Annotated in this window: 24 protein-coding genes; 5 read left to right on the top strand and 19 right to left on the bottom strand. The window is 70.3% G+C overall.

From position 1 onward, the window contains the following. Positions 1–27 precede the first annotated feature (27 nt). Positions 28–2,076 (bottom strand): excinuclease ABC subunit UvrC, encoded by a 2,049-nt coding sequence (uvrC, locus tag ACZ6SF_RS01930; protein ID WP_466059870.1) that lies wholly within the window; start codon positions 2,074–2,076, stop codon positions 28–30. Positions 2,077–2,157: 81 nt separating this feature from the next. On the opposite strand from uvrC, the gene ACZ6SF_RS01925 reads away from it, so the two are divergent. Further along, complete coding sequence (locus ACZ6SF_RS01925; protein WP_466059868.1) at positions 2,158–4,110, top strand: gamma-glutamyltransferase family protein; 1,953 nt, start codon at positions 2,158–2,160, stop codon at positions 4,108–4,110. Positions 4,111–4,121: 11 nt separating this feature from the next. Here the strand turns inward: ACZ6SF_RS01925 and ACZ6SF_RS01920 are convergent, their stop codons facing one another. The 4 genes from ACZ6SF_RS01920 to ACZ6SF_RS01905 form a co-directional block, all read right to left on the bottom strand. Further along, entirely contained in the window at positions 4,122–4,613 is a 492-nt protein-coding gene (locus ACZ6SF_RS01920) for a PH domain-containing protein (protein ID WP_466059866.1), read from the bottom strand. 4 nt (positions 4,614–4,617) lie between these two features. Continuing rightward, the gene (gene ribH, locus ACZ6SF_RS01915) at positions 4,618–5,097 is read right to left on the bottom strand and encodes a 6,7-dimethyl-8-ribityllumazine synthase (protein WP_466059864.1); all 480 of its coding nucleotides are present in this window, start codon (positions 5,095–5,097) and stop codon (positions 4,618–4,620) included. Positions 5,098–5,125: 28 nt separating this feature from the next. Beyond that, entirely contained in the window at positions 5,126–6,370 is a 1,245-nt protein-coding gene (locus tag ACZ6SF_RS01910; protein ID WP_466059862.1) for a bifunctional 3,4-dihydroxy-2-butanone-4-phosphate synthase/GTP cyclohydrolase II, read from the bottom strand. Positions 6,371–6,509: 139 nt separating this feature from the next. Then, complete coding sequence (locus tag ACZ6SF_RS01905) at positions 6,510–7,130, bottom strand: riboflavin synthase (RefSeq protein ID WP_466059860.1); 621 nt, start codon at positions 7,128–7,130, stop codon at positions 6,510–6,512. A gap of 652 nt (positions 7,131–7,782) precedes the next feature. Here ACZ6SF_RS01905 and ACZ6SF_RS01900 point away from each other — a divergent pair. Continuing rightward, entirely contained in the window at positions 7,783–8,244 is a 462-nt protein-coding gene (locus tag ACZ6SF_RS01900; protein WP_466059858.1) for a hypothetical protein, read from the top strand. A gap of 33 nt (positions 8,245–8,277) precedes the next feature. Here the strand turns inward: ACZ6SF_RS01900 and rpe are convergent, their stop codons facing one another. Beyond that, positions 8,278–8,949, bottom strand: a complete 672-nt coding sequence (gene rpe / locus ACZ6SF_RS01895; protein ID WP_466061309.1) for a ribulose-phosphate 3-epimerase — start codon at positions 8,947–8,949, stop codon at positions 8,278–8,280. Between the two features lie 222 nt (positions 8,950–9,171). After that, entirely contained in the window at positions 9,172–9,684 is a 513-nt protein-coding gene (locus ACZ6SF_RS01890; protein ID WP_466059856.1) for a nitroreductase/quinone reductase family protein, read from the bottom strand. Positions 9,685–9,875: 191 nt separating this feature from the next. Between ACZ6SF_RS01890 and ACZ6SF_RS01885 the strand changes: the two genes are divergently transcribed. The 3 genes from ACZ6SF_RS01885 to ACZ6SF_RS01875 all read left to right on the top strand — a co-directional run bounded on the left by ACZ6SF_RS01885 (position 9,876) and on the right by ACZ6SF_RS01875 (position 13,538). After that, positions 9,876–10,298, top strand: a complete 423-nt coding sequence (locus ACZ6SF_RS01885) for an ATP-binding protein (RefSeq protein WP_466059854.1) — start codon at positions 9,876–9,878, stop codon at positions 10,296–10,298. 179 nt (positions 10,299–10,477) lie between these two features. Beyond that, on the top strand, positions 10,478–11,251 hold the full coding sequence (locus ACZ6SF_RS01880; protein ID WP_466061308.1) for a SigB/SigF/SigG family RNA polymerase sigma factor: 774 nt from the start codon (positions 10,478–10,480) through the stop codon (positions 11,249–11,251). A gap of 115 nt (positions 11,252–11,366) precedes the next feature. After that, complete coding sequence (locus tag ACZ6SF_RS01875) at positions 11,367–13,538, top strand: molybdopterin-dependent oxidoreductase (protein WP_466059852.1); 2,172 nt, start codon at positions 11,367–11,369, stop codon at positions 13,536–13,538. 20 nt (positions 13,539–13,558) lie between these two features. Here the strand turns inward: ACZ6SF_RS01875 and ACZ6SF_RS01870 are convergent, their stop codons facing one another. From ACZ6SF_RS01870 to gmk, 12 genes are all read right to left on the bottom strand, one after another. Beyond that, positions 13,559–13,915 (bottom strand): MmcQ/YjbR family DNA-binding protein, encoded by a 357-nt coding sequence (locus ACZ6SF_RS01870; protein WP_466059850.1) that lies wholly within the window; start codon positions 13,913–13,915, stop codon positions 13,559–13,561. A 64-nt stretch (positions 13,916–13,979) separates the two neighbouring features. Beyond that, positions 13,980–15,317 (bottom strand): RsmB/NOP family class I SAM-dependent RNA methyltransferase, encoded by a 1,338-nt coding sequence (locus tag ACZ6SF_RS01865; protein WP_466059848.1) that lies wholly within the window; start codon positions 15,315–15,317, stop codon positions 13,980–13,982. Further along, a complete protein-coding gene (locus ACZ6SF_RS01860) occupies positions 15,314–15,823 on the bottom strand; it encodes a hypothetical protein (RefSeq protein WP_466059846.1) in 510 nt (169 codons plus the stop codon). Before ACZ6SF_RS01860 ends, ACZ6SF_RS01865 begins: the two co-directional genes overlap by 4 nt. 228 nt (positions 15,824–16,051) lie before the next feature. Continuing rightward, positions 16,052–16,972 carry a methionyl-tRNA formyltransferase gene (gene fmt, locus ACZ6SF_RS01855; protein WP_466059844.1) on the bottom strand — a complete coding sequence of 307 codons (921 nt, stop codon included), beginning with the start codon at positions 16,970–16,972 and terminating at the stop codon, positions 16,052–16,054. After that, positions 16,972–17,514 (bottom strand): peptide deformylase, encoded by a 543-nt coding sequence (gene def / locus ACZ6SF_RS01850; RefSeq protein WP_466059842.1) that lies wholly within the window; start codon positions 17,512–17,514, stop codon positions 16,972–16,974. The genes fmt and def overlap by 1 nt, the downstream gene beginning before the upstream one ends. A gap of 64 nt (positions 17,515–17,578) precedes the next feature. Next, on the bottom strand, positions 17,579–18,583 hold the full coding sequence (locus tag ACZ6SF_RS01845) for an esterase/lipase family protein (RefSeq protein WP_466059840.1): 1,005 nt from the start codon (positions 18,581–18,583) through the stop codon (positions 17,579–17,581). An 83-nt stretch (positions 18,584–18,666) separates the two neighbouring features. Continuing rightward, entirely contained in the window at positions 18,667–19,350 is a 684-nt protein-coding gene (locus ACZ6SF_RS01840; RefSeq protein WP_466059838.1) for a PadR family transcriptional regulator, read from the bottom strand. Positions 19,351–19,656: 306 nt separating this feature from the next. Then, on the bottom strand, positions 19,657–22,035 hold the full coding sequence (locus ACZ6SF_RS01835; RefSeq protein WP_466059836.1) for a primosomal protein N': 2,379 nt from the start codon (positions 22,033–22,035) through the stop codon (positions 19,657–19,659). Between the two features lie 60 nt (positions 22,036–22,095). Next, on the bottom strand, positions 22,096–23,307 hold the full coding sequence (metK, locus tag ACZ6SF_RS01830) for a methionine adenosyltransferase (protein ID WP_466059834.1): 1,212 nt from the start codon (positions 23,305–23,307) through the stop codon (positions 22,096–22,098). A gap of 319 nt (positions 23,308–23,626) precedes the next feature. Continuing rightward, positions 23,627–24,847, bottom strand: a complete 1,221-nt coding sequence (gene coaBC, locus ACZ6SF_RS01825) for a bifunctional phosphopantothenoylcysteine decarboxylase/phosphopantothenate--cysteine ligase CoaBC (RefSeq protein ID WP_466059832.1) — start codon at positions 24,845–24,847, stop codon at positions 23,627–23,629. Between the two features lie 45 nt (positions 24,848–24,892). Continuing rightward, complete coding sequence (rpoZ, locus tag ACZ6SF_RS01820) at positions 24,893–25,171, bottom strand: DNA-directed RNA polymerase subunit omega (RefSeq protein ID WP_033241620.1); 279 nt, start codon at positions 25,169–25,171, stop codon at positions 24,893–24,895. A 62-nt stretch (positions 25,172–25,233) separates the two neighbouring features. Next, positions 25,234–25,806, bottom strand: a complete 573-nt coding sequence (gene gmk, locus ACZ6SF_RS01815; protein WP_466059830.1) for a guanylate kinase — start codon at positions 25,804–25,806, stop codon at positions 25,234–25,236. Between the last annotated feature and the right edge of the window lie 13 nt (positions 25,807–25,819).

Below are 25,819 nucleotides of genomic sequence, written 5' to 3'. Positions count from 1 at the left end.
CGAGCGCGATGAGTGACACCGCCTCCGCTAACGATCCTGCAGTGCCGCCAGTACCGCCTCGGCCGTGGTGCGGCCGATTCCCGGTACCTCGATGATCTCCTCGACCGTGGCTTCCTTGAGCCGGGCCACCGAGCCGAAATGGGTCACCAGCGCCGTCCGCCGGGCCGCGCCCAGGCCGCGGACCGAATCCAGGGCCGAGGCCGTCATCCGCCGCGACCGTTTGCTGCGGTGGAATGTGATCGCGAACCGGTGCGCCTCGTCGCGTACCCGCTGCAGCAGGTAGAGGGCCTCGCTGGTGCGCGGCAGGATCACCGGATCCGGTTCGCCCGGCACCCACACCTCTTCCAGGCGTTTGGCCAGCCCCACCACGGCGACATCGGTGATCCCCAGCTCTTCCAGGACCCCGGCCGCGGCGGCCACCTGTGGCGCGCCGCCGTCGACGACGTACAGATTGGGCGGATAGGCGAATTTGCGTGGGCGCCCGGTGCGGGGATCGATCCCCGGCCGTGACGTGAGTTCTTCGTCCGGGAGCCCGCCGGTCCCGGGTCCGGCCGCCGGCTCGGACTGTGGTTCCGGAGTCGTACCCGCGAGATCGGCCTGTTCGGCCGCGTCACGCTCACGCCGCAGCCGGGTGAACCGGCGCCGGGTGACCTCGGCGATACTGCCGACGTCGTCGGAGCGGCCCTCGCCCGCGGCCTCCCGGATGGCGTAATGCCGGTAATCGGATTTCTTGGGGAGCCCGTCTTCGAACACGACCAGCGACGCCACCACATCGGTGCCCTGGACATGGGAGATGTCCACGCATTCGATCCGCAGCGGGGCGGTGTCGAGGTCGAGGGCGTCCTGGATGTCCTGCAGGGCCACCGACCGCGAGGTGAGGTCTCCGGCCCGGCGGAGTTTGTGCTGGGCCAGCGCCTCCTTCGCGTTGCGCGCGACGGTTTCCGCGAGGGCCTTCTTGTCCCCGCGCTGCGGGACCCGGACCCGGACCGCGGCGCCACGCAGGGTCGACAGCCAGCGCTGGACCTCGTCCACATCGGCGGGTAGTTCCGGTACCAGTACCTCCCGCGGTACCACCGCCCCCGGCTGCTCACCGGCGGTCTGCGCGGCGACGGCGGCCTGTTCGCCGTAGAACTGGGTGAGGAACTGTTCCACCAGTGCCGCCAGCTCACCGCCGGCCTCCGCGGTATCGGCGGCGTCGCCGGATTTGTCCACCACCCAGCCGCGCTGCCCGCGCACCCGGCCGTCGCGCACATGGAAGATCTGCACCGCGACCTCGAGGTCGTCGCCCGCGAACGCGATCACATCGGCGTCGGTGCCGTCACCCAGCACCACGGCCTGTTTCTCCAGGGCCCGGCGCAGTGCCTGGGTGTCGTCGCGCAGCCGCGCGGCGGTCTCGAAATCGAGGTCCTCGGAGGCCGCGCGCATGCGGCGTTCCAGATCCTTGACCATCCGGTCCGTGCGCCCGGCCAGGAAATCGCAGAAATCGTCCACGATGCGCCGGTGCTCGGCCGCGGAGACCCGGCCCACGCAGGGCGCCGAACATTTGTCGATATAGCCGAGCAGACAGGGCCTGCCCATCTGGTTGTGCCGTTTGAAGACCCCCGCCGAGCAGGTCCGTGCCGGGAATACCCGCAGCAACAGGTCCAGTGTTTCCCGGATCGCCCAGGCGTGGGCATAGGGGCCGAAGTAGCGGACGCCCTTCTTCCGCGCGCCGCGGTAGACGAACAGCCGCGGGTATTCCTCGTTCAGGGTCACCGCGAGCACCGGATAGGACTTGTCGTCGCGATAGCGGACGTTGAAGCGGGGGTCGAATTCCTTGATCCAGTTGTATTCCAGCTGCAGCGCTTCCACCTCGGTGGACACCACGGTCCACTCCACGCTCGCGGCGGTGGTGACCATCTGCCGGGTCCGCGGGTGCAGCGCGGCCACATCGGCGAAATACGAGTTCAGGCGGTTACGCAGGCTTTTCGCCTTGCCGACGTAGATCACCCGTCCGTACGAATCCCGGAATTTGTAGACGCCGGGTTCGAGTGGGATGGTGCCGGGCTGCGGCCGGTACGTCGCGGGATCTGCCACGCAACCAGCGTAGTAGCGGCCTCGGACACGTTTCCCCGATGGTCCGCCGCTACCCCGCCCCGGACCGCTAGAGTTCGGAATATGCGCCCGGTACAACGGATTCGGTACGCACTGTCGGTCACGGGTCTGCTCGTGGCCGCCTCACTGAGCGGCTGCGGCGACGACTCCGGCGCCGCGGGCCCGTGCACCCCGTCCCCCAACGGGACCCCGGTCACCGCCGCCCCGGCGCCCGGTTCGGCGGCGCCCCCTTCGCGCGATCTCGCCACCAACCCCGAGATCGCCTCCGGCTACCGCTCGGAGATGAGCGCGGTCCACACCAGCGGGTACGCCGTATCCACGGCCAACTCGCATGCCACCCGGGCCGCCTGCGAGGTGCTGCGGGCCGGCGGTACCGCGGCCGACGCGCTGGTCACCGCCCAGACGGTGCTCGGTCTCACCGAACCGCAGGCCTCCGGTCTGGGTGGCGGCGCGTTCCTGCTCTACTACGACGCCGAACACGAGACCATCCAGGCCTACGACGGCCGGGAGACCGCCCCCGCCGAGGCCACCGAGAACTATCTGCGCTGGATCAGCGACTCCGACCGCACCGAACCCCGCCCGGACACCCGCGCCAGCGGCCGGTCGATCGGGGTGCCCGGGGTGGTCCGGCTGCTCGAGAAGGCGCATACCGAACACGGGCACACCGAATGGCGGGAACTGTTCGAACCGGCCGTCGCGCTGGCCGACCAGGGGTTCGAGATCAGTCCCCGGCTGGCCGGCCAGATCGCCGATTCCGCCGCCGAACTGTCCCGCGATCCCGCCGCCGCCGAGTATTTCCTGAATCCCGACGGGTCACCGAAACCGGCGGGCACCGTACTCACCAATCCGGCGCTGTCGAAAACCATGAACACCGTCGCCACCGAAGGGGCGGAATCCTTCTACACCGGACCCATCGCCGAGGCCATCGTCGAGGCGGCCGCCTCGGGCAGCGGCGGGCGCACCCCGGGTCTGCTGTCGTCCGCCGACCTGGACGCCTACCGCGCGGTGGAGCGGGCCCCGTTGTGCACGGAATACCGGGAGCACGAGGTCTGCGGGATGCCGGGACCCTCGTCGGGCGGTATCACGGTGGCCGCGACCCTCGGCATCCTGGAGAACTTCGATATCCCCGGCCTGCCCCCGGAGCGGGTGGACCGCAACGGCGGCGTCCCCCGGGCCGAGGCGGCGCATCTGATCGCGGAGGCCGAACGCCTCGCCTACGCCGACCGCGACAAATACATCGCCGACCCCGATTACATTCCGCTGCCGGGCAATTCCCCCGATACGCTGGTGAACCCGGATTATCTGAAGGAGCGGGCCGGGCTGATCGATCCCGCCCGCAGTATGGGCACAGCGCGGCCCGGCGATTTCGGGCCCACCACGCTGGGCGCCGGACCGCAGCAGCCCGAACACGGCACCAGCCATATCTCGGTGGTCGACTCCTACGGCAACGCCGCCGCGATGACCACCACCGTGGAATCGGCCTTCGGATCGTTCCATATGGTCGACGGCTTCCTGCTCAACAACCAGCTCACCGATTTCGCGGCCGATCCGGTGGGTCCCGACGGCGCCGCGGTGGCCAACCGGATCGAGCCCGGGAAACGCCCGCGCAGTTCCATGAGTCCCACCCTGGTCTTCGAAAGCGGCGAGAACGGCGCCCCGGGCCCGCTCACCCATGTGGTCGGTTCACCGGGTGGTTCGGTGATCATCCAGTTCGTGGTGAAAACCCTGGTCGGCATGCTGGACTGGGGCCTGGACCCGCAGCAGGCGGTCTCGGCGGTGGCGTTCGGCGCCGCCAATACCCCGGTCACCAATGTCGGCGGCGAGCATCCGGCGATCGATACCCGCGACGACGGCGCGCACGACCCGCTGGTGACCGGGCTCCGGGAACGCGGACATCAGGTATCGGTGGCCCCGCAGACGAGCGGGCTGAGTGTGCTGGCCCGGGACGGCGAGACCGGCTGGGTCGGCGGCGCCGATCCGCGCCGCGAGGGCGAAGTCCTGGGCGATACCCGCTGACCGGTGCGGGCTCAGTCCCGTCCGGTGTACTTCGCGCCGAGTTCGCGCAGCCGGTCCAGGGCGTCGGCGGCATGCTCGCCGTCGTTGGAACGGATCGCCAGCATCGGCACGTAGTCGTCGTTCACCAACTCCAGCCGGGCCCAGGCCTTACGGTCCGGGAACGAGACGCCGCGGATATGTTTCCACTCGAACTCGTTGTCGCCGAGAACATTACGTACCACGACCCCGCGCGCGCCGGCCCGGACCCGCGGCCGGGTGAGCAGCAGTACGGCGATCGCGCCGAAGATCCCGATGGCGACCATCGCGAACTGGTCCACGACGCGGAAGTTCACCCCGGTGTAGTCGATCCGCAGGAACACACCGAGCAGGGTGAAGGCGATGAGCAGTCCGGCGGCGACGATCACCGCGGTCCGCCGCGATTTCCGCGCGCGCACCTCCAGCTCCCAGCCGGGTTCTTCGGTCCGGGCGGTACCGGCCCGGCGCCATATCCGTTCCACCGGCATCGGTTCAGCCCGCCGCCCGTAATCCACGCAGCGTGAGAGCGGCGTCCAGTGCGGCCGCCGCCGCCTGCTCGCCCTTGTTCTCCGCCGAATCGGGGAGACCGGCCCGGTCCAGGGCCTGCTTCTCGTTGTTGGTGGTGAGAACGCCGTTGGCGACCGGGGTGCTCTCGTCCAGCGAGACCCGGGTCAGCCCCGCGGTCACCGCGTCGCAGACGTATTCGAAATGGGGGGTGTCGCCGCGGATCACCACACCGAGCGCGACCACCGCGTCATGGGTGCGGGCCAGTTCCTGGGCGAGTACCGGCAGCTCCATCGCACCCGCGCACCGCGCGACGGTGGTGTGCCGGACCCCGGCGTCGGCGGCGACCCGTTCGGCGTTGGCGACGAGGGTGTCGCAGATCTCGGTATGCCACCGGGACGCGACGATGGCCAGCCGCAGATCCTTGGCGTCGGCGAGGGTGAAATCCGGGACCCCGGTGCCGCTCATCGGTTTCCGCCTTTCGATGCCGGTGTCGTCACTGCGCGGTCTCCCCCAGGTCCAGATCGTCCAGCCCCACCAGGTCGTGGCCCATCCGGTCGCGTTTGGTGCGCAGATAGCGCAGGTTCTCGGCATTGGCGCGCACCGGCATCGGCACCCGTTCGGTGATCCGCAGCCCGTACCCGTCGAGGCCGACCCGTTTGGCCGGATTGTTGGTGAGCAGCCGCATCGACCGGATACCCAGGTCGACCAGGATCTGCGCCCCGGTGCCGTAGTCGCGCGCATCGGCCGGCAGCCCGAGCTCGATATTCGCGTCGACCGTATCGTGCCCGGAGTCCTGCAGCTGATACGCCTGCAGTTTGTGCATCAGGCCGATACCGCGGCCCTCGTGGCCGCGCATGTACAGCACCACCCCGCGCCCCTCGGCGGCCACCATTTCCAGGGCCGCGTCCAGTTGCGGCCCGCAATCGCAGCGCAGCGAGCCGAACACATCACCGGTCAGGCATTCGGAATGCACCCGGACCAGCACGTCCTCGCCCTCGCCGAGATCGCCGCGGACCAGCGCGACATGTTCCACGTCGTCGTAGATGCTCTGGTATCCGACGGCGGTGAACTCACCGTGCAGCGTCGGAATCCGCGCCTGCGCCACCCGCACGACATGCTTCTCGTGCTTGCGCCGCCAGGCGATCATCTCCGCGATCGAGATCAGCGCCAGCTCGTGCTCGTCGGCGAAGACCCGCAGCTCGTCGGTGCGGGCCATATGCCCGTCGTCCTTCTGGCTGACGATCTCGCAGATCACCCCGGCGGGGCGCAGCCCCGCCATCCGGGCCAGGTCCACCGCGGCCTCGGTATGCCCGGGACGCCGCAGGACGCCACCGTCCTTGGCCCGCAGCGGCACCACATGTCCCGGGCGGGTGAAATCGTTCGGTTTGGCGTCGCCGTCGGCGAGCAGCCGGATGGTGGTGGCGCGGTCGGCGCCGGAGATCCCGGTGGTGACGCCCTCCCGGGCGTCCACCGACACGGTGTAGGCCGTGCCGTGCTTGTCCTGGTTCACCGCGTACATCGGCGGCAGTCCCAGCCGGTCGCAGTCGTCACCGGTGAGCGGTACACAGATGTAGCCGGAGGTGTAGCGGATCATGAACGCCACGAGTTCGGGAGTGGCCTTCTCCGCGGCGAAGATGAGGTCGCCCTCGTTCTCCCGATCCTCGTCGTCGACGACGACGACCGGTTTACCGGCCGCGATATCGGCGACGGCGCGCTCGATGCTGTCGAACCTGGTCACGTCTGCAATGCTCCATCTCGATTGGTCCCGATCACACTACTGTGTCCCACCAGGCGGTCCGGTCGCGGCCGCAGGTATCCGGCCGCCGCCGCGACGGGCCGCGCGCAGGACCGCGCCGAAGACACCGCGGCGCCCGGTGTCAGCCGCGCTGTTGCAGCCGTTCGACGTACTTCGCGATCACATCGACCTCGAGGTTGACGACCGCGCCGGGCGCGGAGGCGCCGAGGTCGGTCAGACTCAGGGTGGTCGGAATCAGCGAGATCTCGAACCAGTCGCGGGCGCCGTCGGGGGCCGGGCTCTCCGAGCGGCCCAGCGCCGAGACGGTCAGCGAGACGCCGTTCACGGTGATGGACCCCTTCTCCACCACGTACCTGGCGATCGCGTCCGGCAGCGAGATCCGGACGACCTCCCAGTTGCTCGCCGGGGTGCGGCTCAGGATGGTCCCGGTGCCGTCCACATGCCCCTGCACGATATGACCGCCGAGCCGGCTGTTCACGGCGGCGGCGCGTTCCAGATTCACGCGGCTACCGGGGCCCAGGCCGCCGATACCGCTTCGCCGCAGGGTCTCGCCCATCACATCGACGGTGAACACATCGTCGAGCACATCGACGACGGTGAGGCAGACGCCGTTCACGGCGATCGAATCACCGTGCCCGGCATCGGAGGTCACCAGTTTGCCGCGAATACTCAGCCGCGCGGCGTCGGTGAGTTGTTCGCAGGCGACGATCTCGCCCAATTCCTCGACGATGCCTGTGAACATGCCTTCTCCCGTTCCAGATCGATGTTCCGCATACGGAACGGCGGGAGTGGTACCGAATATTCCCAGTTCGCCGTCCACGACCAGACTAGTGGGCGCGCGGGGGCGGGGTGGAGCGCCGGTCGGCCCCTCCGGGCCGGGAGGATCCGCCGGATGTCCATTCCGGAAATTTTCCGATCGGGAGACGTAGGTCACTCTTCACACGGACAGTGCGGTTACCCCCTCAACGGGGTCGAATATCCCCGGAACGGAAACCGAAACATCTCCCTTTCCCCTACCGATACATCATTGAAACCCGAAATGTTTCTCGATTTGCACGCTCACACCGGCTAACGCAATATTGTGAGGTGACCGGCTCACCCCGACCCCGACCGCCGCGGGACACGGCCGGGTACAGGTCCACCGATCACGGCCACCGCCGCGGAAAACCGTGTGCCACAAGCCTTCACCCGTACAACCGGATACGTCCACGCCGCCCCGGGCAGATCGCCCCCGGCGCCGGGCCGGAGCTCCGGAGCCCTCGGCCCAGCGACAGTGTTGTCCGGGCACCGGATCCCTCTCGCCGCCGTGCCGGAGCCGATCCACGCGACCACCTCACCCGCCGGTCGCCCCTGCCCCGTCCCGGCACGTCCACCACTCGAGGAAGCCGCCCGCTATGACCACATTCACCGAGTCCCCCCTGGAACGGCACTGCCGGCGGTACCGCGAGAAGGATCTGCTGCCCGCCGTGGTCGACCCCGCGTCGCAACGCATCATGCTGCATGTCGGCGCGACCTACGGCGCGGTGACCATGCCCACCGAACTCGGCGAGCGAGTGCTGCAGGCATTACGGGCGGCCGGTATCGCCGGGCCCGTCTTCGCCCATCCCCGGGCGCGCCGCTGGACGTTCCTCACCGGCCCCACCCGCCACGACGAATACACCGCCACCGCGGCCGCCGAATTGTTCCGTCTCTATACGACGGTCGCCGGAACCGGCAGCCAGATCGTGCTGCCCTCGGCTGACGACGAACGCAGCGGCTACCGGGTCTGGGTGGCCGGCCCCGAAGCGCTCGGCACCCGGCCGCCTCAGCACACGGTGATCGAGACCGCCCGGGAGAGCGGGCGCGCCCTCCGCTGACGCGCCCTCGGGACCACGACGAATGCGGTTACCTCAGCGGGTGACCGGATGCGCCGACCGCGCCTCGGCGGCCCGCAACCGCAGCTTCTCCACGGTCGCGCCGGGGTCCTCGGTGTTGTAGACGGCCGACCCGGCCACGAAACAGTCGATACCCGCCCGCGCCGCCTGCTCGATGGTGTCGGCGTTGATCCCGCCGTCGATCTCCACCACCAGCCGCAACTCCCCCGCGTCGACCAGCCGGCGCACCGCCTTCGCCTTCTCCAGCACCTCCGGGATGAAGGACTGCCCGCCGAAGCCGGGTTCCACGCTCATCACCAGCAGGGTGTCGAAATCGCGCAGGATCTCCAGGTAGGGCTCGATCGGCGTATTCGGCTTCACCGACAACCCGGCCTTGGCACCGGCCGCCCGGATATCGCGCGCCACCGCCACCGGATCATCGGTCGCCTCGGCGTGGAAGGTCACGTTGTAGGCCCCCGCCTCCGCGTACGGCGGCGCCCAGCGGCCCGGGTCCTCGATCATCAGATGGCAGTCCAGCGGAATATCGGTGGCCTTCAGCAGGCTCTCCACCACCGGCAGACCGAGGGTCAGATTCGGTACGAAATGCGCGTCCATCACATCGACATGTAGCCAATCCGCCCCCGCCACGGCATCGGCCTCCTCGGCCAGCCGCGCGAAATCGGCGGAAAGAATCGACGGCGCGATCATCGGAACGCCGGGACGGGTGAACGAGGGTTCGGACGCAGTCACACGCGGAGTTTATTGGCGTCGCCTCCGGCGTGGCGGGGCCGGGGCCCTGTCGACCCCCGATATCCGCTCCTTCGCCCGGTCGCCGCAGACCCGGCAGACCTCGTATCGCCGGGCCGCCGGGCGGCCCGGAACCGGTGCGCACTGGTCGGCGCACCGGTGCCGGGCGGTTCCCGGGAACCCTCAGCGCTCGCCGTCGAGGGTGAGTACGACCAGCGGCATCGGCCGGTCGATCTTCGATTGGAAGTCCGCCAGCAGCGGGTTCTCGGCCAGTACCCAGGTCGCGAACTCGTCGTAGTCCGCGCCTTCGAGCACCCGGCCGGTCGCCGTGTAGGTCTTGTCCCGGAGCTCGACGGTGACCCGCGGATTCGCCTTGATGTTGTGCCACCAGGCCGGGTACTTGTCCTCGATGAACGAGCTCACGAACATGGTGTCACCCCGGAACAGGGGCCCCAGCGGCGTCGTGTGCTGCTTACCGCTCCTGGCTCCCGTGGTGGTGAGCAGGATGAGGTCGCCACCCGCGTAAGCGCCGCCCACCTTGCCCGAGTTCTCCCGGAACTCCTTGATCACGTCGTCGTTCCAGCCGGCGATACCGCCCTCTTGGTCCCACTCCTGATTCCACGGCGCGTTCGGATCGTTGTAATCGGTGATCTCGGCCGGACCCGGCTGTCCCACAGTCGTTTCGATTTCGCTCATGACCCGAGTATTGCCCCCATTCAGGCCAGTTTCCGTCCTCAATCGAACTCCGCATCCGGGTTTTTCCCGCGTCGCCTGTCGGACCTCGAAGCGCATATGGCGAAGCCACGAGTCCCGAGGTCTGACAGGCGACGCTCAGGGGGACAAACCCCGCGCGCGGCGGCGCGCCGATAACGCAGTAGCCTGCGGGGGTGATCAATACTTCGGCGGATGAGGGGATTTACGGCGCCCCGGTGGAGATTCGGGTTGCGGCTTCGGTGTCACAGCTGCCGATTGTGCGAGGGCTCGCCGAAACCCTGGTCCTGCTCAGCGATTTCACGATGGACGAGATCGCCGATATCCGGCTCGCGGTGGATGAGGCCTGCTCCACATTGATCGGGGTGGCGGCCGAGGGGACCGGTCTGCGCTGCGTGTTCACCATCGGCGAGTCGGAGTTGCGCGTCCAGGTCGACGGCGTCGCCGCCCAGGAAGGACTGCCGGACGCGCGGAGTTTCGGCTGGCATGTGCTGCGGACGTTGACCGATGCGGTGGACGCCCGGCAGGAGCCCTTCGATCAGCAGGTTTCCGGATATCCGACAACGGTCGAATTCCGTCGGGTCCGGGGGAAAGCGTGACCGAGAGGGATAAGCCGCTCGAATCCGCCGACGACGAGCACGACGCCCGGTCCCGGACCACCGGATCCGGGACCGCTGATTCCGATGGGCCCGGATCCGGGAGCACCGGTTCCGACGGCGCCGGCGCCGAGAACGGCCGGACCGGCAGCGACGCCGACAGCACCGAGGACGATACCGATCTGGCGGATACGCCACAGGTGAGCGGGTACGACGATGTCGCCGAATTGTTCACCCGGCTGGCGGCCACCGCGCCGGAGTCGGCCGAGCAGGCCCGGCTGCGCAATGAACTGATCGCCCGCTGCATTCCGCTGGCCGACCATATCGCGCGGAAGTTCAGCGGCCGCGGCGAACCGTTCGACGATCTGACCCAGGTCGCGCGGGTGGGTCTGGTGCACGCGGTGGATCGCTTCGATATCTCCCGCGGTTCCAATTTCCTGTCGTTCGCGGTGCCCACCATCATGGGTGAGGTGCGCCGGTATTTCCGGGACAACACCTGGGCGATGCGGGTGCCGCGCCGGGTGAAGGAAACCCATCTGCGGATCGGCGCCGCGGTCGACTCGCTGTCGCAGTCGCTGGGGCGTTCCCCCACGGCCAAGGAGATCGCCGCCGAACTCGAAGTGGATCCGGACGAGGTGACCCAGGCGGTCATCGCCGGAAACGCCTATCAGCCCACCTCGATCGACGCGGCGTCGGTGGGACGCGATACCGATGCCTCCCTGCTGGACACGCTGGGCGAGGAAGAGGCCCAGTTCGACCGCGTCGAGGAATATGTGGCGATCCGGCCACTGCTCGCCGGACTGCCGGAGCGCGAGCGCCGGATTCTGACCATGCGGTTCTTCGAGTCGATGACGCAGACACAGATCGCGCAGCAGATGGGTATTTCCCAGATGCATGTCTCGCGCATTCTCGCCAAAACGCTGGCCCGGTTGCGGGAACAGTCGGCGCGCGAATAGCGCGTCGCGGCTGTTGTGCCCGCTTCGCCGGTCGGTCTACCCTCGAACGTGAGAGTTTGAGTGGGAATTTATCTCAGGCGGCCACTTCGCCGTCGAGGCGGAAAGTGATGACGAGATGACCGCTGAGACCATCGCCCGGCAGTGCACCCTGTGCGAAGCCCACTGCGGCATCCTGGTGACCGTCGAGGATATGAAGGTCGGCCGGATCGAGGGCAACCCCGACGATGTCCTGTCCAAGGGCTATATCTGCCCGAAGGCGACGGCCATGGCCGGCCTGCACGACGATCCGGACCGCTTGCGCACCCCGGTCCGGCGGGTCGGCGACCGGTTCGAACCCATCGGCTGGGACGAGGCCTTCCGCGAGGTGGGCGCGCGGCTGCGGCAGGTGCGCCGCGAGCACGGCCCGCACGCCGTGGGTATGTACCTGGGCAATCCGGCCGCGCACAATTCGGCGATCATGTACGCGATGGCGCTGCGTGCCGGCCTGATGACCCGGAACTTCTACACCGCGTCCTCCATCGACCAGTTCCCCCAGGAATTCGTGGCGTGGCAGATGTACGGCTCGAATTTCCTGATGCCCATCGCCGATATCGACCGCACCGACCGGCTGGTGATCCTGGGCGCCAATCCGGCGGTGTCCAACGGTTCGGTCACCACCATGCCGGGCGCCAAGAACCGGATCAAGGACGTGCGCGAACGCGGCGGGAAGGTCGTGGTGATCGACCCGCGGCGCACCGAGACCGCGCGGCTGGCCGACGAGCACGTCTCGGTGCTGCCCGGCGGGGACCCGTATCTGCTGCTGGGCGTTCTGCACGTGCTGATCACCGAGAAGCTCTACGACCGCACCGCGGTCCGCGCGCAGTGCGGCGGCCTGGACACCCTGCGCGAACTGGTCGACGGTTTCGCCCCGGAGGACGCGGCGCCCTACGCCGGGGTGGACGCCGAGACGATCCGCCGGCTGGCCCGTGAGCACGCCGCGGCGAAATCGGCGGTGATGTACGCGCGGATCGGTGTCTGCCAGACCCTCACCGGGACGATCACGCATTGGCTGGTGAACACCGTCAACGCGGTCACCGGCAATCTCGACCGGCCCGGCGGCCAGATGTACGCCACCCCGGCGGTGGATCTGCTGCCGCTGGCCCGCCGGATGTCACCGGCCTACGGCGCCTGGACCGATCGCTCCGGAAAGTACAAATCGTTCCGCTTCGAACTGCCGGTCGCGGCACTGGCCGAGGAGATCCTCGGCGAGGGGCCGGAGCGGATTCGCGCCATGATCACCTACGCCGGGAACCCGGTGCTGTCGACACCGCAGCGCGGGCAGTTGGACAAGGCGCTCGGCTCGCTGGATTTCTATGTGGCCGTGGATATGTACATCACCGAGACCACCCGGCACGCCGATATCATCCTGCCGCCGCTGTCGCCGCTGGAGCGCGAGGACGTCGACATCCTGCTGACCCTGTTCAGCGTGCACAACAACATCCGGTACAACGCGCGGGCGGTCGAACCGGACGGCGAGGGTCTCGAGGACTGGGAGATCATGGCCCGGCTGACCACCGAGATCCTGCCGCTGCCACTGCGTTCGGTCACCGGGCGGGCCCTCAACGCGGTCTTCGCCCGGTTCAGCCCGCTGCGGGCGACGGCGCTCGGGGTGGCGGTCGGGCCACACGGGGTGCTGCGGCGCGGGCGGGCGGGCGTCACCCTGCGGAAGGTGCGCGAAGCGCGCGGCGGTATCGATCTGGGTCCGCTGCGGCCGCGGTTGCGGTCGCTCATCGCCACCGAGGACCGGCTGGTCCGGCTCGCGCCCCCCATGTTCGTCGCCGAGGCGCGCCGGTTGCTCGACGCGGCCCGGACCGCGGGCGCGGTGCGCGACGACGGTTACGATCTGCGGCTGATCGGCCGGCGGCATCTGCGCAGCAATAATTCGTGGCTGCACAATGTGCCGTCGATGGTGAAGGGCCGCGACCGCTGCACCGCCCTGATGAATTCCGGCGACGCGCGGGCCCGCGGCCTGTCCGACGGCGCCCGGGTGACGGTCAGTTCGCCGATCGGATCGATCGTGGTTCCGGTGGAGATCAGTGACGATATCCGGCCGGGGACGATCGCGATCCCGCACGGGTGGGGGCACCGGGAACCCGGTGTCGGCTGGACGGTGGCCGCGGCGCTACCGGGCGCGAACGTCAACCTGCTGCACGATCCGGAGCAGGTGGACCGGATCTCCGGTAATGCCGCGGTGAACAGCACCTGGGTGCGGGCCGAAGCCACCGATACCGCCACCGTCGCGGGATGAGCGGGGGTTCGCGGGCCCGGTTACGCGGGGTCCGCGCCCTGTTCCCGGTCCCGGCGCAGTTTCGCCGGGGCCACCAGCCACCAGGCGGCATCGAGTAGTTCGCGCAACTGCCCGGCGTCGACACGATCGAGGTCGATGAGGATATACGGGTACCCGTCGTAGTGGGCGGTGGTGTAGAACGCCGGGTCACCCGAGGTCAGCAGCGCCTGCTTCTCCTCCATCTCACAACGCAGCGCGAGACCGCCCTCGGCTTCGCTGCGCAGGCGCGCGAAACTCTTGCCCGCGACCTTCAGCGCCGGCGTCCGGTAGGAGGTCGATTCGGCGACCTCCGGCAGTTCGGTCGCCATCCGCACCACATGTGCCCAGGTGAGGGTCATACCTGCCAGTCTGCCCGGTCGCGTGGCGGCGGGCTCGGATATTCGCCGCCCGGCCGGCGCGGTGTCACACGGGTTTGCGCAGCGCCGCCACGAACATGGCGTCGGTACCGTGCCGATGCGGCCACAACTGCACGGCGGGTCCGCCCCCGATACCGGTGACACCGGGGAGCAGCGGCCGCGCGTCCAACTGTTCGGCACCGGTGCGCCGCACCGTATCCGCGACCACCGCGACCGTTTCCGGCAGATGCGGCGAGCACGTCGAGTAGACGACCACGCCCCCGGGCCGGACCAGGTCCCACGCGGCGGTCAGCAGTTCCCGCTGCAGGGTGACCAGATCGGCGGTATCACCGGGTGTCCGGCGCCACCGCGCTTCCGGCCGGCGCCGCAGCGCACCCAGCCCGGTACACGGCGCATCCACCAGGACGCGGTCGTAGCCGGGGGTCAGACCGCTGTCGCGGCCGTCGGCGATATGAACCTCCACCGGCGTATCGTGCGTGGCGGTACGTACGAGTTCGGCCCGGTGCGGGGCCTGCTCCACCGCGTCCACGTGGAAGCCGTCGATGCCGGCGAGCGCGCCGAGCAGCGCGGCTTTCCCGCCGGGGCCCGCGCACAGATCCAGCCAGCGGCCGCCGTCCTCGCCGAGCAGGGGCGCGCGGGTGAGGGCGAGGGCCACCAGCTGGCTGCCTTCGTCCTGGACGGCGGCCATCCCCTCTTTCACCGGTTCCAGCGCACCGGGGTCGCCGCCGCCGTCGAGGTACACCGCGTACGGCGACCAGCGGCCCTCGTCACCGCCGGTGACCAGGGCCAGTTCCTCGGCGGTGATATCGCCGGGGCGGGCCACCAGATGCACCACCGGCCGGGCGTCGTCGGCGGCGAGCAGCTCGCCGAGTTCACCGGCGTCGGCGCCGAGCGCGTCGGCGAAGGCCTGGGCGATCCACACCGGATGGGCGAACTCGAAGGCGAGCCGTCCGACGGTATCGCGCGGCGCGAGCCGTTCCACCCACTCCCGCGGCGACCGCTCGGCGACCCGGCGCAGGACGGCGTTGACGAAACCGGCGCGCCCGGTACCGCTTTCGGCCCGGGCGAACTCGACCGACGTATGCACGGCGGCATGGGGTTCGATCCGCGTCCGCAGCAACTGGTAGGTACCCAGCCGCAGAATATCCAGAAGCGGCCCGTCGATCTCCTCGACAGCGCGGCCGGCGCATTCGGCGATCACCGCGTCGAGAACTCCGAGAGCGCGGCACGCGCCGTAACCGAGTTCGGTGGCCAGCGCGGCATCCCGGCCCTCGGCGCCGTACTCGCGGAGCAGCCCCGGCAGGACCAGGTTGGCGTAGGCGTCCCGCTCGCGAACGGCACGCAGCGTATCCAGCGCCGCCTGCCGGGCGGGGTCGGCGATCACCCGGGCGGGTGCGGTCCGGCCGGCGGCGGACCGGCCGCCGCCACCGGAACCGGAGACCCGGTCCGCTTGCCGATTCCGCGGGCCCTGCTCCCGACCTCGGCGAGTGCCACCGGGCGCATCGGCCCCGCGACCGGCGCCACCACTTCGCGCCGGCCCCCGGTCGCTCTCACCGCGCATATCGGCGTCCCGGCCCGCACCACCGCGGCGAGCCGCGTCGCGACGGTCCGCGGCGCCGCGGCGTTCGTGACGATCATCGGTCGTGCGGGGGCCGCCGCGGCGGTCCCGGTCTCCGCGAGGACCTCCGCCGGAGAATCCTCCACGGTCGGCGGAATCCCGCCCGCGGTCATCCGCGCCGCGATTTCCCGGCCGGCCACGGCGCTGTCCGGAATCGCTTCCGGACGACCGCGAACCCGTCCGGTCACCCGGCCCCGGTCCGTACTCGCCACGCTCGGGCCGGCGCTCGCCGCGCCCCGATCCGGCGTCACCACGCCGCGGCCGGCGCTCACCGTGCTCCGGCCGGGCGTCGCCGCGCGCCGACCGGGGCGGCCGGACGTCGCGACGGGGATCGGTCTCCCGTTCGCCCCGGCCCGGGGTGTTCCGGCGACCGCCCGGTTCGGCGCGTCGCCCGCCCGGGCCGCCGGATTCGTCCGGGCGGTCACGCTCGGCGTCGCCCGGAGCCGGTTCGGGTTTCGGGTGCCGGCGGAAGCCGCGCGGCCGGTCGTTCGCCGGGCCGGTCACTCGGCCACCGTGCCCGGCGCCGGGCGGGCGCCACGCGCCCAGTCCACGGCGGCCATCGCGCGTTTGCCCTGCGGCTGGACCTGTCCCAGGCGCACCGCGGTGGTCGCGGTACCCACGAGAACCTCCGATTTGCGTACCTCGAGCTGCCCTTCCGGCAGCGCGTCCTCCACCAGTTCCACCGGGCCGAGTTTCAGCCGGGTCCCCGCCACTGTGGTCCAGGCCCCCGGGAAGGGGGTGACCGCGCGTACCGCGCGCCCGACCGCGAGGGCGGGCTGGTCCCAGCGCACCCGGGCCGCTTCCACGGTGATCTTGGGTGCGTACGAGACACCGTCCGCGGGTTGCGGAATCGCCTGCAGGGTGCCGTCTTCGACACCGTCGAGGGTCTGCTCCAGCAGGGCGGCGCCGCTGTCGGACAGACGGGTCAGCAGTTCTCCGGCGGTATCGGTGACAGCGATGCGTTCGGTCACGACACCGTAGACCGGACCGGTGTCGAGTCCCTTCTCGATCCGGAAGGTGGAGGCACCGGTGATCTCGTCCCCGGCGGCGATCGCCGCCTGCACCGGCGCGGCGCCACGCCAGGCGGGCAGCAGCGAGAAATGCAGGTTGATCCAGCCGTGCGCCGGGATCTCCAGGATCTCCGGCGGCAGCAACGCCCCGTAGGCGACGACCGGGCAGCACTCCGGCGCCAGATCGCGCAGTGCGGCGGCGAATTCGGGTTCCGCGGGCTTGTGCGGGGTGAGCACCGGAATACCGTGTTCGTCGGCGACCTGCCCGACCGGCGAACGCCGCACCGAGCGGCCACGCCCGGCCGCGGCGTCGGGCCGGGTCACCACCGCGACCACGTCGTGCCGGGATTCGAGCAACCGCCGCAGCGCGGGGACGGCCGGATCGGGGGTGCCGGCGAAGACGATCCGCATCAGTGGTCCCGCTCGGCCAGCGCGCGGCTCGGCCGGATCGTGATCCCGGCGGCGAACCAATCGGATTCACGGATGGTGCGCATGGCCTGTTTGCGCAGCGGCGCGTCGAGCCGGTCGATGAACAGGGTGCCGTCCAGATGATCGGTTTCGTGCTGCACGCACCGGGCGAGCAGGCCCTCGGCCTCGAAATCGACCGGTGTGCCGTCGGCGTCCACGCCGGTGGCCCGGACCCGCATCGCCCGGCGGGTGTCGTGATTGACACCGGGGATGGACAGGCATCCCTCGGGACCGATCTGTTCCTCGTCACCGAGCGCCGTCCACACCGGGTTGATCAGGTGCCCCCGGGCGTCACCGGTGTCGTAGACGAAGACCCGCAGTCCGACGCCGATCTGCGGGGCCGCCATACCGACGCCGCCGTCGTCGTACATGGTGTCGGTCAGATCGGTCACCAGCTGCCGCAGTTCGGGGCCGAATTCGGTGACCTCGGTCGCGCGGGCTCGCAGGATCGGATCGCCGAAGAGGCGGACGGACTGGACGGTCACGATGGCTCCCGAAGACTGGTGGGCAGGGCAGGAAGGTCTCATTCTAGTGACCCCTGCCCACCGCTCAGATATTGCCGCCGATGATCACCTCGGGGATACCGGTGCCCAGCGCCACCGGTACGCAGGCGGGTTTCGCCGTGCGGGCCGGATCGAGGGCGCCGAGCAGCAGGCCGAGGACGAACGGGTCGTACACCATGTGGAAATGCCCGGTCAGGTTCACCGGGCAGAGGTCCTGGATGACGAGGTTCTGCGCGCCGGGCCCGCGGATGGCGATGTTCTCGAAGGGCTGGATCATCTCGTCGACCCGGCTGCCGATGGTGACGTAGCGGACGCCGGGCACGGTATCGCCGCCGGCGTTGAGTTCGGTCATGAACGGCGACCCCTGGGCCTGCTGCACCGCCGCGGGAGAGATGGCCAGCGCGGCCACATCCAGCGCCCCGGGGATCCGCTGGGCCAAGGGCACCAGACCGTACATGACTCCGCCGTAGGTCGGCGAGGCCACGCCCACCCAGGTGCCGACCTTCGGTGCGCCCCCGAGTTTGTTCGCGTAGTAGCGAGTGACATTGGCGCCCTGGGAGAATCCCACGAGATCGACACGATCGGACCGGGTGGCGGACCGGACCTCGTCGACGAACCACGCGATCTGGTGTGCGCTGAGCACGATGTCCTCGGTGCCGTAACTCGTGGAACCCGGCCGGCCCCCGTAGTTCAGCGCGAATACGCAGTAGCCCTCGTCCACCAGCCGCGGCCCGATGGCCGACCAGTCGGTGTAGGCGCTGGCGTCCGTACCGTGCGCCAGGATCACCGGGCGCGGATGCGCGGCGTCCGGGACACATCCGAAATCGTTGACGCCCCGGGGCACCGCGCCCGGGTGGGATTTCATGAACAGCACCGCGGCCAGATGGTCCGGCTGGGGCGGGCCCGGGTCGGTGGGGATCACCGGCGGCAGGTATCCGGGCGGCTGGGCGATGCTGCCCGCGGTCGCGAGCACCACCGACCCAGCCAGTGCGACGGCCACCGTCAGCATCCGTAGCAGGAGCCTGCCACGTTGTGCACCGTCCCACCCCATCGGCCATCCATGTCGTATCACGACACAATCTTCTCCCCTGCCGGCCCTGCGGGAAACCGGGGCACCGGGTCTTGATCACCCCGTTACTTTTCCGGTGTCTCATCCTCTGCGAGGATGCGGTACAAGGCTTTCCGCGCGCCGGTGAGCACCTCGGCCGCCTGGGCCGCCTGCTCCGGTGTGCCGGCCGCCGCGACCTGGGCAACAGCGCCCATGAGCGGCGGGATCAGCGCGCGCAGATCACTGGTGTGCTCGCTTACGCCCTCCTTGACCTCGGCCCAGGGATCGCCGAGTTCTTCCCGGTGTTCGGTGACATGAGTGTTACCTGTCTCGGTCAGTTGCGCGGTCTTACGGCCGGCCACCTTCTCGATCGTGATGAGCCCTTCGTCCTCCAACTGGGACAGTGCGGGGTAGATGGACCCCGGGCTGGGCCGCCAGAGATCGTCGCTGCGCTCCCGGATCTGCTGGATGAGTTCGTAGCCGTGCATCGGGCGTTCGGTGAGCAGCAGCAGAATCGCCGCCCGCACGTCACCGCGCCGGCCGCGACCGCCGCGGCCCCGGCCGCGCCCGAAGCCCGGACCGAAGCCCGGGCCACCGAACCCGGGTCCGAAGCCCGGACCGAACTGCGGCCCGAAGCCCGGACCGAATCCGGGCGGCCCGCCGTGCCGGAACGAGGCTCCCCCCGGTCCGAAATCGGCGCCCGGCCGCTGCCGCCGGGACCAGCGGCCCCGGCCACCCTTGCGAAATTCCGCGTTCTCGATGTGTTCCATAGCAGCCTCCTGTGCTACTCGATCTGTTTGCATAGCATCGACGATATATCGGCAATCTATCCAACGCAAGAGTCGCCGGAGAATTCCCGGACCGGGATGATGGTCATTCGCTCGACTGCCACCGGGAGGCCACCCACTACGACCGCACGCGCGGCTGCCCGCACCGGGGCCCGTGCGGCGGCCCGCGCACTCGATCGGCTGATCCCCGGCCCCGGTGTCGTACGCGAGCCGGCCGCGGCCACCGGAATCGTGGCGGCGGATCCGGCTGCGTCCGGGCGGGCCGGGCAGACCGCGGGTCGCGGCCGGTCAGCCGATATCGAGGGGATCTATCTGTACGCGCAGCGGAGCGTCCGCGCGCTGACTGCTCCGGATCGCCTGCGCGGCGGTGAGCGCGCGGGCGAGGGCGCCGCCCTGTGCGCGGTGAGCGCGCAACAGCACCCGCTCCACCTCGAGGGGACCGCTGTCGCCGTCGCCGCGGGTTCCGGCGGGCATCCGGGCGGCGACGGGCAGCGGGACCGGACCGAGAACCTCCACCCCCGGCGGTAGATCGGCCACAGCGAGAAGATCGGCCACGGAATCGGGGGTGCCGTCGACCGCTGCCATCCGCGCGGCGGGCGGAAAGCCCACTTCGGCCCGCTGGGTCAGTTCGGCGGCGGCGTGGCCGGTCGGATCCCAGCGCAGCAGCGACTGCACGGTCGGCACGGCGGGATCGGCCATGACCAGCACCTGCCCGTCCGGCGCCACCAGCGCGGCCGCGCCCAGCCAGCGGCGCAGGGTGTCCTCGGCGGCGCGCAGATCCGCGCGGCCCAGCAGTGCCCAGCCGTCCAGCAGCAGCCCGGCACCGTATCCGCCGGGTAGCACGGGTTCGGCGCCGACCGTCGCCACCACGACCTGCGGTCCGGGTGGAACGGTGTCCAGGATCGCCGATCCGCTCGAGCCCCGGATCGGCACTCCGGGGAAGGCCCGGCCCAGTTCCTCGGCCGTGCGCGCCGCCCCGATGACGACCGCGCGCAGGGCCCGGCCACCGCAGGACGGGCACCGGAAGGCGGCCTCGGTGCGTCCGCACCAGCGGCACACCGGGCTCTGCGGCGTCTGATCTCCGGCGGCGCCCGGATCGGCGCCGGGCAGCGACAGCGGGCCCACACAGTGCCGGCACCGGGCGGGGACGCGACATTTCGTGCAGGCCAGAGCCGGTACATAGCCGCGCCGCGGCACCTGGACCAGCACCCCGTGCCCGGCGGCGAGGGTGCGGCGGGCCGCGGCGAACGCCGCCCCGGGTATCCGCACCGCGCGGGCGATGGGATCACGTTCGAGGGCCATATCGGAATCGCCCGGTGCGGTGATCCGCGGCGCGGCGGCGCGCAGGGTCGCACGGTCGGCCAGCAGGTCGTGCGCCCAGCCCGATTCGACAACGGCCTGTATCTCCGCCGTGCGCGCGAACCCCGCCGCCACGAATGCCGCGCCCGTCTCGTGTACGCGGAGCATGGCGACCTCACGCGCGTGCGGATACGGCGAACGCGGTTCGGCATAGGTGTCATCGCCGTCGTCCCAGAGGGCGACGAGCCCCAGATCCACCGCGGGCGCGAACACCGCGCTGCGCGTCCCCACGACCACCCGCGCGGTCCCGCGCAGGATCGCCAGCCAGCGCCGATAACGGGCGGCGGGGCCGAGCCCGGCGGACAACCCGACCGCGCGCTCACCCACGAGCTGTTCGCATTCCCGCAGGACCCGGTCCAGATCACGCTGGTCCGGGACCATCAGGATCGCGCTGCGCCCGGCCGCGCAGACGACGGCGGCCAGTTCGGCCAGACGACGGGCCCAGTCCTCCCCCGGCAGCGCCTGCCAGGCCGCGCGGGGACCCCGGCCGCCGGCCAGGGCCGACAGGAAGGCGTCACCGTGCCGGTATCGCCGCCAGGCGTCCCCGTCCGCCTCTGCCGGTAGGTCCGATTCCCCTGGGGGCACCCGCGTTTCGCCGGCGTCCTGCTCCGAATCGCTCTCGCGGCCCGTCTGTGAGCTCTCGCCGTCCGCCGGTGTCGGGAGATCGGGCGCAGGGTCCCGGGTGCCGGCATCGGCGGATCCGACGGGCTCCGCCGGATCCGTTCCGGTAACCGGCTCGTCCGGCAGCGGGCCGACGCGCGGCTCCGGCCCCTCGTGCCCGGACTCCGTTTCCGGCGCCTCCGGGCCTGCCTCGGCCTTCCGGATCTTCTGCTTCGCGGCGCTTTTCGCGGATCCGCCGTTCTCCACGCGCGCATGCCGGGGCGGGATCGCCAGCCGCAGCACATCGGCGCGCGTGCCGGCGCAGCGCGCCGCGACCGTCGTGGCGAGCCGGAGGATCTCCGGAGTGAGAACCCGCTCCGGCGAGACCACCCGCTCGAGGCGCACGAGGGTGCCCTGATGGTCGGATTCGGTGAGGCGGCTCAGCAGGTAACCGTCCACGAGCCGCCCGGCGAACCGCACCCGGACACGAACCCCGGGCCGGGCGATCTCGTCGAACTCCGGCGGCACCAGATAGTCGAAGTCACGGTCCAGATGAGCCGGGGTGAGCAACGGCAGCACCCGGGCGATCGGATGGGTCGGCTGCTCCGATTCACCCGCATCCCGCGCCGGGGGCCGACGACGCGTTCCCGCGCGGGACCGCACCGGCGCGCCGGCCGCGGCCGCGCGGGCCTCCGGGGCGTCCGGCATACCCGGCAACCCGGGTTCCGCCGGATTGCCGGACGCCGGACGCGCCACGCGAGCGGAGACCTACAGTCCCGCGGCGGCGCGCAGCTTCTCCGCGCGGTCGGTGCGCTCCCAGGGCAGGTCGATATCGGTGCGGCCGAAATGCCCGTACGCCGCGGTCGGCGCGTAGATCGGCCGCAGCAGGTCCAGGTCGCGGATGATGGCGCCCGGACGCAGATCGAACACCTCGGCGATGGCCGAGGAGATACGCGCCGGATCGGCCTTCTCGGTGCCGAAGGTCTCGACGAACAGCCCGACCGGAGCCGCCTTGCCGATCGCGTAGGCGACCTGCACCTCCACCCGGTCGGCCAGACCCGCGGCGACCACGTTCTTGGCGACCCAGCGCATGGCGTAGGCGGCGGACCGGTCGACCTTGGACGGATCCTTACCGGAGAAGGCGCCGCCGCCGTGCCGCGCCATCCCGCCGTAGGTGTCGACGATGATCTTGCGGCCGGTCAGGCCGGCATCGCCCATGGGGCCACCGAGCACGAACTTTCCGGTCGGGTTCACCAGCAGGCGGATATCGGAGATATCCAGATCGGGGATGGCGATATCGGCCAGGACCGCGTCGACGACCTTCTCGCGGATATCGGGGGCCAGCAGGTTGTCCAGGTCGATATCGGCGGCATGCTGGGTGGACAGGACCACGGTATCCAGCCGTACGGCCTTGTCACCGTCGTACTCGATGGTGACCTGGGTTTTGCCGTCCGGGCGCAGGTAGGGCAGCACGCCGGTTTTGCGGACCTCGGTGAGCTTGCGGGACAGCCGGTGCGCGAGCGCGATCGGCAGCGGCATGAGTTCGGGCGTGTCGGTATTGGCGTAACCGAACATCAGGCCCTGGTCACCGGCGCCTTGCTGTTCGATCTCGTCGTCGGAACCGCCGACCCGCGCCTCGTGCGAGGTGTCGACGCCCTGCGCGATATCCGGCGACTGGGAGCCGATCGCGATGTTCACACCGCAGGAGTTGCCGTCGAAACCCTTTGCCGAGGAGTCGTATCCGATTTCCAGGATCTTCTCCCGGACGATATGCGGGATATCCGCGTAGGCCTCGGTGGTGACCTCGCCGGCGACATGCACCTGACCGGTGGTCACGAGGGTTTCCACGGCCACCCGGCTGCGCGGATCCTGGGACAGCAGGGCGTCGAGGATGGAATCGCTGATGGCGTCACAGATCTTGTCCGGGTGACCCTCGGTCACGGACTCACTGGTGAATAGCCGGCTACCGGACGTGCGCACAGTTTCCCTCTTCCTCAACGGTTACTCGTGTCCCAGATGGACCGTAGCGCACGGCTAGCGGTCATCACCCCGGACTCTCAGACTATTAGAACGGGCCGACCGATTGGAGCTTCCGAGCAGTCCGCCGGACAGGTTTCCGAACAGTACGCCCGTGGCCGGTGATTTTCCGCGTCCGGTATGCCCGCCCCGGCCGGCGGCGGCGTGCACGCTGGTCAGGCCCCCTGTCGATACCCGGTGGACGGGGGCGGCGGGAACGCGGAGAGTTCGAATCACGCCGAGCCGAACCCGGCACCGGGCCGGGTCCCCGACGGCGCCGGACTCAGCGCAGCAACGACCCCAGAGCATCCAGGACCCGGCTGGCCAGCAGTGCTTTGGAGCCGTGATCGAGCGCCTGCTCGCTTCCGTCGGCCCCCAGCAGCCAGCCGTCGTTGGTGTCGACCTCGAACGCCTTGCCCTCACCGACCGCGTTGACCACCAGCAGGTCGCACCCCTTCCGGGCCAGTTTGGCGCGGGCGTGGGTGATCACGTCACCGTCGTCGTCACCGGTTTCGGCGGCGAATCCGACGATCGCGGTACCGGGCAGTTGCCCCTCGCGCCGCGCCTGGACCAGACCCGCGAGAATATCCTCGGTTTTGGACAGCGCGATGCTCTCGGGCTCGGCCTTGCCCTTCTTGATCTTGGCGGCGGCCACCGACGTGGGCCGGAAATCCGCGACGGCGGCGGCCATGATCACCGCGTCCGCGCCCACCGCGTGTTTGTCCACGGCTGTTTTGAGCTGGTCGGCGGTGGTGATATGCACCAGTTCGACCGCGGCCGGCGGCGCCATCTCGATGGTGTTGCCCGCGATGAGGGTCACCTGCGCGCCGCGCTGGGCGGCCACCCGGGCCAGCGCGTACCCCTGTTTGCCGGAGCTGCGGTTGCCCAGGAAACGCACCGGGTCCAGCGGTTCCCGGGTACCGCCCGCGGTGATCACGACCCGCTTGCCCTCCAGGTCGCGGGGCACGGCGTCGGTGCGTTCGAGCAGCAGCGTCGCCAGCCCGAAGATCTCCTCGGGCTCGGGCAGGCGGCCGGGGCCGGTATCGGTGCCGGTGAGACGGCCGGACGCCGGCTCCATCACCGTGGCGCCCTGGGCGCGCAGCGCCGCGACATTCGCCACGGTCGCGGCGTGCTCCCACATCTCGGTATGCATCGCGGGCGCGAAGAGGACGGGACATCGGGCCGTGAGCAGGGTCGCGGTGAGCAGATCGTCGGCCCGGCCGTGCGCGGCCCGGGCCATCAGGTCCGCCGTCGCGGGGGCGATGACGACCAGTTCGGCCTCCTGCCCCAGGCGCACATGCGGGACCTCGGGCACATCGGCGAACACCCCGGTGTGCACCGGGTGGCCGGACAGCGCCTCGAAGGTCGCCTTGCCCACGAACTGCAGCGCCGCTTCGGTGGGGATCACCCGGACGGTATGACCGGTCTCGGTGAACCGCCGCACCAGGGCGCACGCCTTGTACGCGGCGATTCCGCCGCCCACCCCGACAACTACCCGCGCCATAGCGCGCCTCCTGCCCTATCGGCCGTTCGCCCCGTCAGCGGGTTGTTATTCGCCTTCGGTGTGCTCGAGCAGATCGCTGTGGATCTCCCGCATCGCCACCGACAGCGGCTTCTCCTGCGGCAGCGGCTCGACCAGGGGGCCGACGTATTCGAGGATTCCGTCGCCCAGCTGGTTGTAGTAGTCGTTGATCTGGCGGGCGCGTTTGGCGGCGTAGATCACCAGGGCGTACTTGGACGAGGTGCGGTCCAGCAGCTCGTCGATCGGCGGATTGGTGAGGCCGACCGGGGTGTCGTAGGCGGGCGCGGCGATATCCGTACTGCTCACTGAGGAAGCTCCTGCGGGGTCGGTGGCTCGGACACGCGGCGACTCACCTGCCGCGCATCGGGCTACGAATTGGAATTCGTGCTGACGAACAACGATACCAACTGCTCACAGGCGCTGGTCACGGTGTCGTTCACGATCACTGTGTCGAACTCGTCACGTGCGGCCAGTTCCACCCGTGCGGTCTCCAGCCGGCGTTCGATGACCTCCGGCGATTCGGTGCCCCGGCTACGCAGCCTGTTCTCCAGCTCCTCCCAGCTGGGCGGCGCGAGGAACACCAGCACGGCCTCCGCCATCGCCCGGCGGATCGATCGCGCTCCTTCGAGGTCGACCTCGATCAGGACCGGTAGCCCCTCCGCCAGGGCGGCGCGCACCGGCGCGGCGGGCGTACCCGACCGCTGCAGCCCGCCGTGGATATCCGCCCATTCGAGCAGATCGCCGGACTCGATCATCGCGTCGAACTCGGCCCGGCTGACGAACCGGTAGTCGCGACCGTCGACTTCACCGGGACGCGGGTCCCGAGTCGTCGCCGAGACGCTGAAAACCAGTTCCGGCAGCCGTTCGCGGACACAGCGCACCACGGTGGACTTGCCCACGGCCGAGGGGCCGACCAGTACAACCAGCCGACCCTTCGTCATGTTCTCGATCACC

The organism is Nocardia sp. NPDC049935 (genome assembly GCF_055586645.1).
The sequence above is the reverse complement of the archived record's forward strand: the minus strand, read 5'-3'. Positions and strand labels throughout refer to the sequence as shown.